Source organism: Mesorhizobium sp. M1088, from assembly GCF_040318575.1.
In the GTDB taxonomy this organism is placed as follows: Bacteria; Pseudomonadota; Alphaproteobacteria; order Rhizobiales; family Rhizobiaceae; genus Mesorhizobium.
The window spans coordinates 14,509-29,584 of record NZ_JAMYMO010000014.1 but is presented as its reverse complement, the minus strand read 5'-3'; the positions used below and the strand labels follow the sequence as shown (position 1 = coordinate 29,584).

The 15,076-nt window shown below is 59.9% G+C and carries 11 protein-coding genes and 2 pseudogenes; 2 read left to right on the top strand and 11 right to left on the bottom strand.

Annotated features, from left to right (window positions below; genetic code table 11):
* Nucleotides 1-92: 92 nt before the first annotated feature.
* Complete coding sequence (locus tag NKH49_RS18315) at nucleotides 93-1,253, bottom strand: glycosyltransferase (protein ID WP_352927159.1); 1,161 nt, start codon at nucleotides 1,251-1,253, stop codon at nucleotides 93-95.
* A 34-nt stretch (nucleotides 1,254-1,287) separates the two neighbouring features.
* Nucleotides 1,288-2,949 (bottom strand): GMC family oxidoreductase, encoded by a 1,662-nt coding sequence (locus tag NKH49_RS18310; RefSeq protein WP_352473810.1) that lies wholly within the window; start codon nucleotides 2,947-2,949, stop codon nucleotides 1,288-1,290.
* A gap of 310 nt (nucleotides 2,950-3,259) precedes the next feature.
* Between NKH49_RS18310 and NKH49_RS18305 the strand changes: the two genes are divergently transcribed.
* Nucleotides 3,260-4,381: a right-handed parallel beta-helix repeat-containing protein gene (locus NKH49_RS18305; RefSeq protein WP_352927156.1), complete on the top strand. Its 1,122-nt coding sequence runs from the start codon at nucleotides 3,260-3,262 to the stop codon at nucleotides 4,379-4,381.
* Nucleotides 4,382-4,400: 19 nt separating this feature from the next.
* Here NKH49_RS18305 and NKH49_RS18300 read toward each other — a convergent pair whose 3' ends face one another.
* The 8 genes from NKH49_RS18300 to NKH49_RS18265 all read right to left on the bottom strand — a co-directional run bounded on the left by NKH49_RS18300 (nucleotide 4,401) and on the right by NKH49_RS18265 (nucleotide 14,333).
* The gene (locus NKH49_RS18300; protein ID WP_352927153.1) at nucleotides 4,401-4,805 is read right to left on the bottom strand and encodes a recombinase family protein; all 405 of its coding nucleotides are present in this window, start codon (nucleotides 4,803-4,805) and stop codon (nucleotides 4,401-4,403) included.
* Nucleotides 4,806-4,910: 105 nt separating this feature from the next.
* A complete protein-coding gene (locus tag NKH49_RS18295; protein ID WP_352542502.1) occupies nucleotides 4,911-5,936 on the bottom strand; it encodes a glycosyltransferase family 4 protein in 1,026 nt (341 codons plus the stop codon).
* A 277-nt stretch (nucleotides 5,937-6,213) separates the two neighbouring features.
* Entirely contained in the window at nucleotides 6,214-7,512 is a 1,299-nt protein-coding gene (locus NKH49_RS18290; protein WP_352473815.1) for a glycosyltransferase family 4 protein, read from the bottom strand.
* On the bottom strand, nucleotides 7,418-8,716 hold the full coding sequence (locus NKH49_RS18285; RefSeq protein ID WP_352927150.1) for a polysaccharide biosynthesis/export family protein: 1,299 nt from the start codon (nucleotides 8,714-8,716) through the stop codon (nucleotides 7,418-7,420). The genes NKH49_RS18290 and NKH49_RS18285 overlap by 95 nt, the downstream gene beginning before the upstream one ends.
* A gap of 274 nt (nucleotides 8,717-8,990) precedes the next feature.
* The gene (locus NKH49_RS18280) at nucleotides 8,991-10,331 is read right to left on the bottom strand and encodes a hypothetical protein (RefSeq protein WP_352473817.1); all 1,341 of its coding nucleotides are present in this window, start codon (nucleotides 10,329-10,331) and stop codon (nucleotides 8,991-8,993) included.
* On the bottom strand, nucleotides 10,328-12,052 hold the full coding sequence (locus NKH49_RS18275) for a GumC family protein (RefSeq protein WP_352927147.1): 1,725 nt from the start codon (nucleotides 12,050-12,052) through the stop codon (nucleotides 10,328-10,330). Before NKH49_RS18275 ends, NKH49_RS18280 begins: the two co-directional genes overlap by 4 nt.
* Nucleotides 12,053-12,062: 10 nt before the next feature.
* A complete protein-coding gene (locus tag NKH49_RS18270; RefSeq protein ID WP_352473820.1) occupies nucleotides 12,063-13,382 on the bottom strand; it encodes an oligosaccharide flippase family protein in 1,320 nt (439 codons plus the stop codon).
* A gap of 162 nt (nucleotides 13,383-13,544) precedes the next feature.
* The gene (locus NKH49_RS18265) at nucleotides 13,545-14,333 is read right to left on the bottom strand and encodes a WecB/TagA/CpsF family glycosyltransferase (protein WP_352473821.1); all 789 of its coding nucleotides are present in this window, start codon (nucleotides 14,331-14,333) and stop codon (nucleotides 13,545-13,547) included.
* Nucleotides 14,334-14,604: 271 nt separating this feature from the next.
* Between NKH49_RS18265 and NKH49_RS18260 the strand changes: the two are divergent.
* Nucleotides 14,605-14,730: pseudogene (locus NKH49_RS18260) on the top strand (helix-turn-helix domain-containing protein); the annotation flags it as partial.
* Between the two features lie 202 nt (nucleotides 14,731-14,932).
* Here the strand turns inward: NKH49_RS18260 and NKH49_RS18255 are convergent.
* Nucleotides 14,933-15,052, bottom strand: a pseudogene (locus NKH49_RS18255) (bifunctional Delta(1)-pyrroline-2-carboxylate/Delta(1)-piperideine-2-carboxylate reductase); the annotation flags it as partial.
* Nucleotides 15,053-15,076 lie beyond the last annotated feature (24 nt).

Genomic DNA, 15,076 nt, shown 5'->3' with positions numbered 1-15,076 from the left:
AGCGACCGGTTCGAAACTGCCGCTCTTTCTCTTTTTTTGGGCACCGCTGAGCGCCGAACCCGAAACCGGGTCTCATTTTAGGGCCTGATCGTCTAGGCGAGCGCCATAGCATCGGCGGCGATCCGTCGCAGCTGGAGCTTGCGAACGTGGAGGCGTGGGAGCGGCTGCATGCCGATCGTGGCTAGGATGTGATCCCAACGGTAGACCCAATCGTGCATCTCCAGGCAACGGACCGTACTTGTCCGGCGCAACAATTCCGTACGGCAGGGGTTTGCGTCGAGTTCGCCAATTACGTCTGCGATATGGCTCGAGTCTGGTGATATCTCGATCACTGCGTCTGGCCAGTCGAAGTGCGCGCCGAATTCGGCGCATTGCGGCGCGGTCCCAAGCATGACGGCGCCCCCCGCGGCCCCTTCGAAAAGACGGGCAGGCAGCACCTGCTCGCCGGCAACCGTGACGGCCTTCGAGTTTGCAAGCGTCGCTGGACTGAAAGCCATGAAATAGCGCGTGCGCCTGATGATATTGGCGAGCAGCAAACGATGCTCATGCCACGCCTTCACCCGGGAATCTGTGCTTGCGAGCGTGTCGTAGAGATAGAAGAGGTCCCGCTCTTCGGCCAGCTTCAGAAGCTGTCGGTGTATCTTCGCGGCTCGGTTCCCGATCGAGTATACGTCGATCACGCGTTTGACCGGCGATAGGTACGGCGTTGCAATGAGGCCGTCGACGGCCGTGGCAAGGAAGGAACAGGGCGTGCGGGTGTATTGAGGCAGGCGAGGTATGCACGCGCTGTGCAACAGGAACACGTGGTCGAACTGGTCCAGGAGCTTCAGATATCGGCGGTCCTCTTCGAGAGTGCTCGACCAGAGCTCGAACAGATACGCGACAGCAACCTTGCATCGGCGGCGCCAGTCGTGGATCCGAGACAATTCTACAAGGCTTTGCGGACTCCAGGCGACGAAGAAGAAAAGGTCATAATCTTGCGTGAGCCGAACATGCTCAATGCTTGGCGCATTCATTAACCCCAGCCCTTTGCGAAACGCGTTTGTCAGTCTGTTGAAGTCACGCTGGACGTTGTGAGGGTCGTGCTTTGGCAAAATGGCGTGAAAGCGTCTCGTTAGGTAATTGTCGATGCCAGGGGCGATCAGATCGGCATCCTCGCATTCGGCAACGATGCGGCAAAACTCATACGCCGACGCAAAGTGAGCCCGGTCCTTCGCATTGAATTCAGAGGCAACCAGTGTACGTCTCTTCAAGGAATTCTCCCGGCACTTGTCATTCGACTTTCAACTATTCGGCCGCCGCAGGTTGGCCCGGCGCATAGTGCTCCAGTGCCGGGAGGGGTTGCCGACCCAGGATCATGTCTGCTGCCTTTTCCGCGATCATAAAGACAGCGGCCGAAGTGTTGGCCGAGGGAACGGAGGGCATAATGGAAGCATCAACGACCCGCAGGCCCTCGAGGCCGTGGACCCGCAACTGGTCGTCCACGACAGATTCAACACTAGCGGATGGGCCCATCCGGCACGATCCGCACAAATGATAGGCTGTCAGCCCGGTTTCGCGGGCAAACTGCAGCCGGTCGGCGTCGTCCGTTGTTTTCGGGCCGGGAAGCTCTTCCGTGCAGTTGTAGCGCCTGAGCTCGGGGGCCCGAAACAGCTGCTGCACAGTCTTCATGCCGTTGATGACGACCTGTCGGTCCTGATCATCGGCGAGATAGTTGGGCTGGATCAGCGGCGCTTGTGACGGATCTGCCGAGACCGCCCGAACATGTCCGACGCTCTTCGGTCGCAACTGATAATAGCCAAGCTTGATGACCGGCAACCGCCGCGCGCCACCGTGATCGGTATAATTGCCCAGGGCAAGGTCAAGCTGGATATCGGGGGTGGAGTGAAGATCCCGCGAGTTGACGAACCCGTAGACGAGCGACGGGCTGACGGCGAGAAAGTTCGGGCGGCCCAGCATCCATTTCGCTGCCTCGCGCAGGAGGGCGAAGCCGTGTCCGCTGACCGTTTCGATGCCCTCCACCCGGGCGATCAGGTGGACTATGTAGTGGTCCTGAACATTTGCACCGACACCGGGGGATTCGTGCACAACCGGAATTCCAAGGCCGGAGAGCATTCTCGCAGCACCCACGCCTGACAGCTGCAGCAGCTTTGGTGAGTTCGCCGCGCCAGCGGAGAGGATCACCTCTCGACGGGCCTTCACACAGCTGGTGGGATGACCCGGCCCCCCTCGTCCATATCGAACGCCGATGGCACGCTTTCCCTCGAACAGGACGGCCGTGGCCTGCGCGTTCGTGCGGACGTCCAAGTTCTTCTTTCTGGCGATCGGCCGTAGGAAAGCCCGCGCTGCGCTCACGCGCCATCCGTTATCGATATAGCGCTGATAGTAGCCCACACCGGCCTGGCTTGCCGCATTGTAGTCGGGATTACGCGGGATGCCGGCATTGAGCGCGGCCTCGATGAATGCATCACACAGTGGATGTCGCCAATCGCAATCTGTAACTGGAAGCAGTCCGTCCGTCCCGCGGTAGAAGGGATCGCATGCCCCAAGCCTCCGCTCGGTTCTCTTGAAATAGGACAGCACGTCGGCGTAGCCCCAGCCTCGATTGCCCTGGTGGGCCCACTCGTCGAAGTCTGCAGCCGCGCCGCGGTTGTAGTTCATCCCGTTAATTGCGGTCGAACCGCCTAGTGTCTTGCCCTGCGACATCGGAATAGAACGGTTGGCCGTCCCCGGACTAGGCTCCGTGTCGAACTGCCAGGCATATTTCGGATTCGAGGATGTCTTGTAGAGTCCCGCCGGAATGTGCAGAAGGATGCTGCTGTCGGCCGGGCCCGCCTCGAGCAGGCAGACCATATTGGTCCCATCAGCCGCCAGACGATTGGCCAAGACGCAGCCTGCCGCCCCGGCTCCGACGATCACATAGTCAAAGACGTCCGCTTCAACCGACATCGCCTCGCGCTCCGCTTATTACCAGCTTCAGAGAATGGCAGGGAATCCGGCCGATGGCACTTTGCCCATCGGAGTTAAGCCTTATGGAGGGCTTTCGCGGCGGCCAGAATGGAGAGATGGTGTGCGAAGTGCTGTGCGTGCATAAGCCTGCCGCCGATGTGCATTCTTCGCGAACCTGCGCCGCTGGCGCACAGGGGAAAAATGGGGATGCCTGACGACAACCTGACCGAAGAAGCCGCCTTGCCGAGAGGTAGGGTTTATCTGCATCGCGTTGGCCACCTCGACGTCTCCGCACAAGCCGAATCGACGTTTGGCACCCGAACTGGGCGGGCTGATAAATTTCATGTTGCGCGGCCGGCAGTCTCTTGAACCCCGGCGCCTTAATCGGCGCCGTCTCCTTGCCGGGCTGCTAGCGCTGCCTGCCTCGGGTGCCGTCGGTGCAGCGGTGCCCCTGGCCCAGGGGCGATCGGGCGATAAATGGTTCGGGGGTGCCGTCTCCCTTGCGCGTCCAAGTGGACCCGTGCTCACGCGCGCGGATGGGCAGATCATTGAAAACCTTGACATTTACGCCCCCTATGGCAACGGGATCACGGCACTCCATCAGGGCGTCATCGTACGCAGCTGCCGCATTCGTCATGCCATGGGCAGCGGAATATACGCCCGCGGAGCCGCCGGAATACGCTTGCAGGATCTCGAGATCGATCATGTCGGCGTTCCCCCGGGGACCGAACCAAGCCAGAACCGCAACAACATAGAGCTGGAAAGCTGCCCCGATGCGATCATCATCCGTGTCAAGGCGTCCCGCGGCTCCTCCAATATCTATGTCTTCGACTGTCCAGGCACCCAGATGAGCTTCCTCGAACTCCACGACGCGCGCGGGCCGTTCCCCCGTGGACAGAATGTGCAGTTCGACCGCTCTCCGGATACGAGCCTGGAAGAATTCTCGGCCGAGAACGGTCCCACCTCCTGGACCGAGGACAACATTTCCGCCTTTCACTCGGATCGCTGTACAATTCGACGTGGACTCGTCTTCTACAACAACAGTCCCACGGGCGCTGGCGTCATGCTGGAGGGAAGCTTCAATTGCCGGGTCGATGACGTCGATGCCGTTCAACAGGGCAACGGCGCCTTCTCGGCCGTTCCGCAGGGCAAGGTCGGCAGTGGCGGTTGTTCGTTCAACCGCTGCCGGAGCCGGGACACCTACAATGAGCCACGGGACGGCAGGGACGCCCCGACATCCAACGGCCTGTCGTTCCATACCCGGATATCAGAAGGCGCTGAAAAGCACAGTGTTAGGGACTGCTGCGTCTACGCGCTCGCCAGTCCCCGCAACCTCATCTGGCAAAGGGCGGCCGTGCATGCCGGTTGGTCCATCGAGCGCAAGCCATTTGATCCCAGACCGCCATTGCGGCTTGCCTTCAACTGGCAGTGAGCAGAGATCCGATGTGGCCCTATCGACGACGACGCCAAAAGAGAAGCAGGTCTGACAGCATTGACCGCGACGGCGACATCCCAAGCGTCCAGAGAGGCGCTGATGCAAGAATCATGCGTCCCGTCGTCGTGCTCGTATCGATAGGTGTGTCGACGATGCGAAGACCGACTTGCTTGCTGCCAAGCCTTTCGATGAGCGCCAGCACTTCGCGGGTTGTGCGCGCAACACGGTACGGCTTCGTGACCGCAATCACGTCTCCTTTCCTGACACATGCGATCGCCCTCTCGAGCTCCGGCGTCGAACCGAATATGCCAGTCTTCTCGCAGAAGAACTTCTCGGCTCCCAAGCGGGCAAGATAAAGCTTTTGCGCCTCCAGCCTGGCAGCGGGTTCGAAGGTGTTGATACGACAGTAGCCGATGATCATCGCAATCCCCAATCGTAAGAAGCTTTCAGCGAGGGTCCAAGGTGCCCGAGGAAGCCGCTGACGATCTGCGAGCCTGAATGCCGCTGCGGCTCGGCAGTCCCTTTGTCATCTCCCATGTCCGCAGAGATCCGCGAGCTCGAGATATTGCTTTGCGACTCCCTGTGCATCGAACCGTCCCACCCACTGGCCGGCACCTGCCGACAAACGCGACCAAAGGTCATCATCGTCCAGCACAGCCTTCAGCGCTGCGGCCATCGCCTCGGCCTGTGGTTCGACCACTGCCCCATTCACGCCATCCGCGAGCAGATCCCGGCTGAGCCTTGAAGACCCGACGATGGGCGTGCCGGTGGCGATCGCCTCCATCACCGTTGCCGAGGCGACAGGGACCGTATAGCGCGTGGGGAAAGCGGCGACGCGAACGCGGCTGTGTAGTTCGCGAACGCGTGCTCCCTCTGCCATCCCGAGAAGGACCACGTGCCCCCGTATCGCTTCAGGAAGAGCGTCGACCGCCTTCGTCACCGGTCGTGTGATGTCACCCGTCAGGTAGAGCCGTACGGAAGGGTCGTTGAGGGCGCCGAATGCCCGGATCGTCGCCTCTGGCACCTTGTAGGGCGACGTGCCGGCATGGAGGATTGCCCGCTCGCGCTCTGCCAGCCCACGAGACGCATATGACTGGCGATCGATGCATTTGGGAATTTTCAGGATTTGGTCGCTTGGCAGCCCAAGATCTCGCACCAGTTCCTCCTGAAGCTCGGTCGTGGAGGCGACGACGTAGTGGCAGCGCCGCATGCTCGCGCGTCGAATGGCTCGCCATACTGCCGCAAGCGGCCCTTTCCGCCTCTCGAGATCGTGAACGACCTGGACGATCGTGCCACGCAGCGGTAGCGGCACCGTCTCGCTGTGGATGACAAGGTCCGGCCGGAACCGATTGATGATACCGATCGCCCGCAGCCATGCCGCGACTGAGGCCGGTCCGGTCAACCGCGTGCGGCTCAATCCGATTATCGGCAACTTGAGGCGAGGCGAAAGAAGTCGCTGGAATTTCGCGCTTTCGAAGGTGCCGACCACGATCTGCACCTGGTGCCCCAGTTCGAGCAACGCCTGGGCAAGTGCCACAATGAAGATGCTCACACCATCAGGTGAATCCAAAGGTTCGCGCCGGGTCAAGACAATGCGCATTCGATCGAACCGTGACAACAGGTGCCTGCGGGCGGCCGCAGCCTCCAGTGGCACCGTGTTTCAGCAATGGAAGCAAAAGAGGACCTCGCCGAAGTATGCGAGGCGGCAGGATCGATCCTCGAGCAAATGGGGAGTACCCCGGCCCGCACTGCGCTTGTTGACGCGTGAAGCTTGGTCTGCCCTATGGGCCGCCCTGGTCGGTTCCTGCCAGCCCATGTTCCGGCCCACCTCACGACACTGCCGCTAAGGCCCGGATCGGGCGCCTGACCAGGGGTTCATAGATGGCCATCAGCCGATTGAAGTTTGCTTCGGGCGTGTACCGCTCCTGATAGGCGGCATAGGCCCTGCCTGCCACTTCCTGCAAGGCAGATCGGTTTGAAAGCGCCCAGCGCACCTGATCGGCCAACGCGCCGGCATTGCCGACAGGAACGACAAGGCCGGTGACGTCTGGCTCAACGACCCCCTTGATCCACGGCAAATCCGTGCAGATGACCGGCAGCCGGCTTGCGAAGGCCTCGATGACGGTCATGGGAAACAATTCATAGCCTTTCGACGGAAAGAGCAGGAATGCTGCAGCCTGCATCTCCTTCAGCACCGTGTCGCGCGACTGACGCCCGAGATATTCCACGCGCTCGCCCGCAGACTGCTCGACGAGCGGAGCCAACGGCCCGTCGCCGATGATCCGCAGCGGATAGTCGATCTCCTTCCACGCCTCGAGCAGCGTGGCCACTCCCTTGTGGTGCTCATCCAGTCGTCCGACGAACAGCCCTCCATTGCGACGAAGGTCACCGAAGATCGGCGGCCTGGCAACCGCATTCGGCTTGACGACGATGCGTTCGGCCGGCAGGCCGCCTTCCACAAGCTTGTGCCTGGCCCAGTCGGTAAGGGCAATGAAGCGGTCGACCTTGCGGGACCAGGTGCCGGCCCGCTTGTGAAACTCGACCATTGCGGCGACGGCGAGCGTGCCCGCCAGGGAATTCCTGTAGACCTTCTTCGGAACAGTCCACCAGCAGGCGTGGCGGAGACTTCGCTCCCGAAGCCTCTCATCGGGATAAAGCAAGGCGCTGGGACAGAGAATCCTGAAATTGTGCAAGGTCATCACTGATGGCACGCCGGCCTCGCGGCACGCATCCAGGATGGAGGGGCTCAGGAGAGGAAAGAAATTGTGGATATGGACGACATCCGGTGAAAATTCCGCCAATTTTCGGGACAGGGTCCGCCGTGAATGAGGGTTGTAGATGACCCCCACGGCGCTAGAAATCTTCCGCGCGACCGACACGATATCGTCATTCGTGGCGGAGAACAGCTCGACGTCGACCCCATTCTGCTTGAGGCACGCGAGCTCCTCCCGAACCACGCTGTCCTCTCCGGCCCTTATCTGGTAGAAATTATGAACCATTAAGACGCGCATCGCAGTCCGCCACGTCCGAATCTCAATTCGGCATCCCGGACGCCGGTGGCGACGACGCGACGGCTCCGGAAAAGTCGACCTTTGGCAAAACGACCTCCACAACGTCGCCGGGCGCAAGCCCGAGATCTTCGCTGCCAGGGAGCGTCTCGGCGCCCTGCTCTCGCTTTCTATGCACTGTTATCTCGGGCCGACCCGCGGCTATCAGCAAGGTGGATTGCGCTTGACCTGTAAGCGCCAGCTTCTGCGCAGTACCCTCAAGACGCGCCGAGGTCTGGGCCAGATTCATATAGGCCTCCTGTAGCTCTCCCAAGGCCGCGATTCGTCGTTCACTGTCGATCTTGTTCATCTGTCTGACATATTCGCCGCGCTGGCGCTCGATGTTCGATGCCTGGACGATCGTATCGAGCAGTTGGGTTGATGACATAAGCGCCGCTCGACGGGCTTCAGATAGGCGCGTGGTCGCCGCCAGGCCCTTCTGAAACAGCGTCCTGACTCTCTCGTAGTCGTCGGTGTCGGCCTGGCTTCCCTCCTCGTCCTTCTTCTTCTTTTCAGACAGGAGCCCCAGTTGCATGTTAGCCTCCTCGACAGCACGTCGCAGAAGCTCCTTGTCCTTTTCACTGTCTGACTGACGAGCTTCGATATGCGCTGTTGCCGTTTGCTTCAATCGTTCGGCGAGCGCCTCAGGCACCGGTGCGTTCTCGACATGTTCGACTTCTTCGCCGAGTTCGGTGCGAAGCCGCCAAATGCGAACCTGTTCCGTTGCGAATTGCGCCCATAGGGCTTTGTACTCGGAACGGAAATCGGCCGCTTCCATGAGCGGATTGGCGATGCGAACCTGGGCAGCGCTGTAGCCACCCGCAACCGCCACAGACTGTCGGACGGTCATACCCGGCCGGAAGATGTACTCTCCCGGCCTGGCCACATCACCATAAACATAGATGGGCCGGTATTCGGCAAGCGAAACGAAGACCTGGTCCGTCTGGATCAGCTGCGTTATTTCACGGCCGTCCTCGGTCCCCCGCCGATACGGCTTGCTGGCGAGACTGCCAGCGATTATTTCCTGCGCTTGTTGAATGGAAAGGCCGCTGATTTGAACCGCTCCAACCAGCGCCAAGTTCACCTCGCCGTCCACTCCGATCAGCAATCGCTGCCTGAAATCCGGAATACCAGGGACCGATACTTCCAGCGTATCTCCGGGCTTTAGCTTGTAGTCGGCAAGTGCCGCTGTCGGAATCAGAGCGATGGCGCCAGCAAACGAAGCGAGGCGGGTCGAAGCCATGGTCATCGACAGCGCCGACAGCAAGGATCTCAACAGCTTCATGGGTCCCCCAACGGGTTGCCCCCGTATCTCTACGGGCGGCTTATTACGGGTTTCTCCGGCGCGGGCGAACCTGCGCAGTGGATGGCCCTATGCTACCAGAAGAGGCATAGCCGAGGCCGAGGCAAAATGGCTGGCTCGCTGGCTCTTTCGAGGCACTCCTGATGGACCGGCACGGCGCCGCCGCATGAGCGGGCACATCAGTGGACGGCTCCCCCGCTCCTGCCGCGCCAAAATCGTACAACGCGATCCCTTCTACCGAGACCGATAGCCTGCCCTATGTCGGGAGGGCCGCATCCATGTTCGTTCCGATGTATGAACAAGCGTAATGCTGCGTTCGATCCGGTTCAACTGGAGGAAGTTCCACAGCCAAGGCCGGAACGCTGGCGCGAAGCGCAATCAAATAGCCGTATGAGAAAGCAATTCCCACAATCTGTAGAGGGCTCTCCAGGGCCGGATTGACGAACATGGCGAGGAAAATCGTGATGAAGACCGTGGACGCATGATTGCGAACACCGCGTGGCAGTCGATTTGGCGGGAAGGCCACCAAAATGGCAGACACGATCAAAATGAAACCAATGACCCCCGTCCGCAATATGGCTTGAAAGAACGAATTGTGAATTCCTGTCGAGAGTACCTCAAGCATTCTGGCATGCGTAATATTATGGGTGTCGGGAAGAAAGGTAATATCCTCGAATCCGGGAAACTCGTATCGCCATCGGACAGATTCCCTCCCAAATCCGATGCCAAACCCGTATGTATCCGCAACGGATACGAGTGCGTCCGAAATGAACGCGAGTCGGATCCCGGAGTTCGGGTCCAGAGCAAAGGTTTGAGGTATGAAGTTGAGCCCGACGGCATAAGCCGAAGTCAGTGCGGTCGCCAAAGCTGCGGCCATCAACCGGCCGGGCACGCCAATCAGAATGACGATCGTCGTGACCGCAAGCACCTTGAACTGAGCCAAGGGGCTGGCGAGGGCTATTCCCAAAAGGAGCAAAATGCCGCCGTATCGGCGCCAGTCGTTCGTCAGAAAGATACCGCCTGCAATGAAAAACACGGCAATGACCATGTTGTTGATCAGCGCACCATAAAGAATCACTATCGCGGCTTGCCCAGATGCGCGCGGATATTGCACGTCCTGCTGAAACATCACCGCCGGCGCGACAACGAGAGACAGGAACAGGAAAACGGGTGCACCAAAAAAGGCATTGCCGCTCATCAGCCTGCGGCGGAAATAAGCCTTGGACGCCCATGCGACGGCGAAGAATCCAACAATCGGGACGATTTGCCTTGTGACTGCTTCTTGAAGGAAGTGAACCTGCCAGGAATCCGGCATCAGCCTGTATCTGGACAGCAGGGCAATGAAGAGGCAGAAGGCGGTGTAGACCGCGAGCAGACGAGGCGGCACCGTCTGCCGCAGCAAGGCATAGGCCAGACAGACACCGACCGGGACCACTATGAAGAAAAGGCCAAGCAGGCGCAGGGATATTGCGAGGGCGCAGGCCAGCCAAATGCCCGAGAGAAAGAGGGTGTAGTCGAGCACGTCAGGGGAATGGCTGGAAACGAGGTCGACCGGCTTTGAACCCTTCCTGCGTGACAATGTCGCTGGCGAGGTCATGGCCTGTATTCCCGGTTAGGACTGAAAGCCGCACGGTTCATCCTGGTCAAAATTACTGCCGAGAGTTTCTCTGCAGGGATGATGCGCAGGATTCCCTTGAGGTGATCCGCGAAAGTGCGGCGTGCCTGCAACACCAAAAGGACCTCGTTGATGACGCCCATGGCAGCTTCCAGATCAGCGATGCGATCGGTGCTGTGAAAATCAACCACTATACAACTGTATTCTTGCTGCAGATGCTGGAGTGCAGCGGAGATGGAGAGCGAGGCATTCAACTCGGAGATTGACCCGGTGGGCCTGAGAACCAGAACTTCCAGCCCTCCCTGATGCGCGGGAATGATGGCAAACGCCCTTGCGAGCTTGCGACCTGGCTCCGCGTTCACCATTGGCTGGTTCATCGATGGCTTTTGCCAATTGGCATCAATGAGCAGTGTCTTTTGCCCGGTCGCCGCAATGAGCCTTGCGAGATGAACCGCCACCGTGGAGCTTCCGGACTTCGCGAGGGGTGAAGCAACGCCGATTACAAATCCGCCTTGGCGGCCCTGAACTCCGCGCATACGGCTGGCAATTTTGCTCAGCGAGCTGTGAAGCTCGGGAGCGTCCTTTGAGTAGACGGGCTGCAAAGACTGCTCGCATGGCCCCACAACATTCCACCTGCGGCGGGGAATTCTGCGTATCCCTACAATCCGATCAAGGCCGGTCGACCTGTGCACATCCTCGACCGTTATCAGGCGGTGGTTCATTGCTTGCCTGATCAATGCGTGACCAACGCCGGCAACCCCACCGGCCATAAGGGAGAGGGCTACCATCAGGACGGGTGGCGGCCAACTGCGTTGGCGAGGCGGTTCGGCCGCGGTGATGACCCTTGCGCTCGGGATCAGCGACGAGGCGCTAAAATCGGAGAGGGTCCGCTGCAGAAGGGCATTGTAAAGCGAGCGATAAACCTCGGCCGCGCTCTGCTGCTCGCGGAAAAGGACTCTTGCCCTCTCCGCAGATTCAGGGTCCGATTGGAGTTCCTTCAGTGATTCGGTCACAAAAGCCTTTTCCCGAAGTTCCGCCAGCCGCTTGTGCAGATCAGATGCTTCTTCCGCGCCAGCCGCCTGCCTGCGCTCGCGCTGATTTCCGATGTAACCGTCGGCGATCGCGTTCGCGAGCATGGCGGAGAACTGAGGATCGGAAGAGGTGACCCCGATCTCGACGGCGCTGGAGGAACCCATCTGAAGAACGGAAAACGCGCGCCTCACAAGGACCATCGCCTCATCCCGAATATTTGGCTCCGCCGTCGGCAGTTCGGTGCCGAAGTGAGACGCCAATTGGCCCTGCACATAGCTGGATATCCGGGTGCGCAAGCTGTCGTCCGTCACAAACTCTTCGTCTTCCGCTAAGCCAGTGTGGTCAACAACACGTCCGACGACTTCGTCCGACTGAATGACCTGTATCTGGCTCTCTACATAGACCCTCTCATCCGCCTGAGCTTCGCCCGGTTGCGGAGCGGGCGGAGATGAAAGGAGGATCGTCGCATAAGCGCTGTAATATCCAGGCGAAAGGACTGTATATGCGCCGCCGACACCAAGGCTTACAACCATCCAGAGGAGGCAAAGGCGCCAACTGCTTCGAATAAATCTCAAGATGTCTTTCACGGTCAGCTCGTCGCGATCCTTGGGAGGTATCTGCTGGTGAGGCGACCCGGACGGCTGAACGACGAAGTGATCGGTGGCGAACATACAGACTCTCCTACGACTGGAAACGATCGGCCTCGTGCTCCAACGGCGCGGATTGGGACGCCGGGGGATGTGCTCGCACCCGGCCTGCGTCGCAAGCCGCCGCCGTGCGAAGGACTGCCGCTCCGCCAATGAGGAAGAAGCCGGCTGAAACCACCAGCACGACGACTTCCTTCGCCACCATCGCGTAAACAATGGCTTGCTCCGCCATGACGAAAGACAAAGAATATGCGGCCACCAGGAATACTAGCAGACCGGCTGCATTAAGGGCCGCCCATTCGTTTTCATATCCGTAACTAAACATAAATACATTTGATGTGAATGTATTTATATTCATAAGAAATGGTATGATTGCCATCGCACGCACTATAGGTGTCGCTCCTGAAAATTTATCTCCAAACAGAATCAAAATTATGTATGGAGCAATAAAGAACATTCCAATACTCATCGCCGCCCCGCCCGCTACGGTGAATAGTGATCTTCTTATCAATCGAACCCCGGCAGCCGGGTCGACATGAGCGTAGTATGAAACCCTCGGTATGAAAGTATCCATAAGCAACTTGAAAAATACTCTCGAGGCTAACAGAAACTTTTCGGCGACAGAATATTGCCCGGCTGCGACATAGCCTGCGAAATGCTGGACAAGGGCAACAGGGAGGGTGACGAGGGCAGTCTCCACGGCTATGAAAAGGCATCCCCTCCAGCCATTGCGCAGCTGCATTCCAATCGTCGAAAGCGTGACGGACCTGAAGCCGCCGAACCCAATGGGAAGGATGAAAGGTAAGCAGATGACGCCACTGACGACGGGAACTGCGCTCTGGATGGCAACGGCGAGTGCGACCTGGTCAGGTGATGCGACCATGGCGACGAAACAGACGAGCGCCAGAACGCGAGCAACAACCACGGCGACGGCCGCCTGCCAGGCGCGTTCAAGGCCGACGAAGAGCCATGCCGGAAAAATAATGCCGCCGGCGGCCGAGAGCATCGCGCACAGGAATGTCGGCCTACTGAGCGCCAGCACGTCGCCGGCCAGCACAAGGCCCACCAGGCATACGGCAATGAACAGCACTGCCTTGGTGGCCATGACCTGAGCAACCAGGGACGCGATCGCCGCCGGCTCGTATCGGAGGGAAGCTACCCTGCGCTGCGCCGTCCAATGAAATCCATAGGCCACAACGACGGCAGCGAGTTGTCCGATGGCGAGCGCATACGCGTAGCGCCCGAAACTCATGGGTCCGAGGACACGCCCGGCATAGGGCAAGATGATCAGCGGCTGCAGGACGTCGGTGACATGCAGGACAGCCAGACTGGCGGCCTGTTTGCTCAGGGTCATGGTAGCCTCCAGTCAGGTGCCTGTCGAGGCAATGCAAACCACCCAGTCCAGATATGGCAGCGCCGCCTCCCAGAAGCAGCGCCAAAGAACAGCCGGCCGTGAAGAAGTTGGCGCAGATCGGCAATACGGCGGTCCAAGTGTGTTCACTGGTTCCGCCTCCCTCTAACCGTCACGAAGTCTGCGCCTGGGAAGCAGCGTTGCCTGCAACAAAGCCAGGATGAACAGGCTGTTCGTCACGAGATACCTGCTCGCCAGCCGGCGGGGATCCTGGAAGAGCCGGTGCAGCCATTCCAGCCCGCTCTTCTGCATCCATTGCGGCGCCCGTTTGACGTCTCCGGCGTGGAAATCGAAAGCTGCTCCTACCCCTAACATGACCGCATTGATCCGGCCGCGATGCGCCTGCATCCAGCTTTCCTGCTTGGGACATCCGAGCCCCACCCACATGATCCTCGCACCGGACTGATTGATCATTCCGACCACTGCCTCATCCTCCTCGGCCGACAGAGGGCGGGGCGGAGGTGAGTAAGAGCCCACGATGTTTATGCCGGCAAACTCGGTTCGAATGCACTGTTCGAGACGCTGGAGAGTGCCCGGGCTGCCGCCGTACAGGAACATTGCCGAGCCCAGTTCCGATGCCCTCCGGCAACAAATCCACATCAGGTCCGGTCCGGCGATGCGCGGCTGATCCGCGTGTCCCTGCCGTCTCAGCATCCAGGCCACCGGCGCTCCATCGGGCGCGACAAGATCGGCGCTATCCATCGCTTCGGCATGGGCGCGATTGCGGCGGGCGGTGACGACACTGTGGGCATTGCACAGGAAAACCGTTCGGCTCTCCCGCCGCAGGGCCCAGTCGAAGACGCAGTTGACTGCCTGCGCCAAGCCCAGCGCGTGCACGGGTACCCCAAGCACTTGCTCGCGCACCACTCCCTGATCGATCGCGAGCTCTGTCATGCCACCCTCGATTGCTGCAATGGTGAGCCATCATCACAGCGTGCGGGCACTTCGAGTGCAAATGCTATTCCGAACGGGAAGCTGGCGGGCGGCGCTCATCGGAGGTACTTAAAAGGAATATCCGAATATCCTGTCCGAACCGGTGTGGTGCACCCCGATTCTGAGACACGAAAAGGGTAACAGTTCTCCATTCGTTAAGGAGAGCTGATGAGGAGAGAAGAACCCGGGGCGGCGGTTCAGTGGCGAATTCAAGAGAGCGGCGGTGTAACGCATGGCTGCGGGCGCCAATATGAGCAAGTTGGCGCGGGAGCTCGGCATCTCTGGCAAGGGTCTCTATCGCTGGCAGAAGCAGTTTCGTGCAGGCGGGCCAGCAGCTCTGCGCGGTCGCATGGGTCCGCCGCGAGCGGTACGCCGGCTAGGTGAGGCGGACGACCCGGGCGGTGCAGCGCCGGCATTGCCGTCGGAAGCGCTTGACGAGCTTTCGAAGGCATTGGCTCGGATCGGCGAACTGGAGCGTCTCGTCGGGTATCCGGTTCAAAGCGTTACCCATCTATCAACTTGTTCTCTCCGCGCTGCCGAAAGAGCGCATGGAAGGAGCGGCCCGTCGCGCCGTCGACCAGGAGGTAAAGCCCCATCACCGCGGGTTTGCCTACGGCATTGTTGTCGGGCGACACCGTGACGATCTTGACGCCGATATGGCCATGTGCCGACGTGTCAGCTGTACGGAGAACAAGGGATATTCC

What these genes read in the sequence shown, in the direction of transcription:
- NKH49_RS18285 (WP_352927150.1), bottom strand. Translation starts at nt 8,716, where the DNA reads ATGAAGCTGTTGAGATCCTTGCTGTCGGCGCTGTCGATGACCATGGCT.
- NKH49_RS18300 (WP_352927153.1), bottom strand. Translation starts at nt 4,805, where the DNA reads ATGATCATCGGCTACTGTCGTATCAACACCTTCGAACCCGCTGCCAGG.
- NKH49_RS18265 (WP_352473821.1), bottom strand. Translation starts at nt 14,333, where the DNA reads ATGACAGAGCTCGCGATCGATCAGGGAGTGGTGCGCGAGCAAGTGCTT.
- NKH49_RS18275 (WP_352927147.1), bottom strand. Translation starts at nt 12,052, where the DNA reads ATGTTCGCCACCGATCACTTCGTCGTTCAGCCGTCCGGGTCGCCTCAC.
- NKH49_RS18310 (WP_352473810.1), bottom strand. Translation starts at nt 2,949, where the DNA reads ATGTCGGTTGAAGCGGACGTCTTTGACTATGTGATCGTCGGAGCCGGG.
- NKH49_RS18280 (WP_352473817.1), bottom strand. Translation starts at nt 10,331, where the DNA reads ATGACCTCGCCAGCGACATTGTCACGCAGGAAGGGTTCAAAGCCGGTC.
- NKH49_RS18270 (WP_352473820.1), bottom strand. Translation starts at nt 13,382, where the DNA reads ATGACCCTGAGCAAACAGGCCGCCAGTCTGGCTGTCCTGCATGTCACC.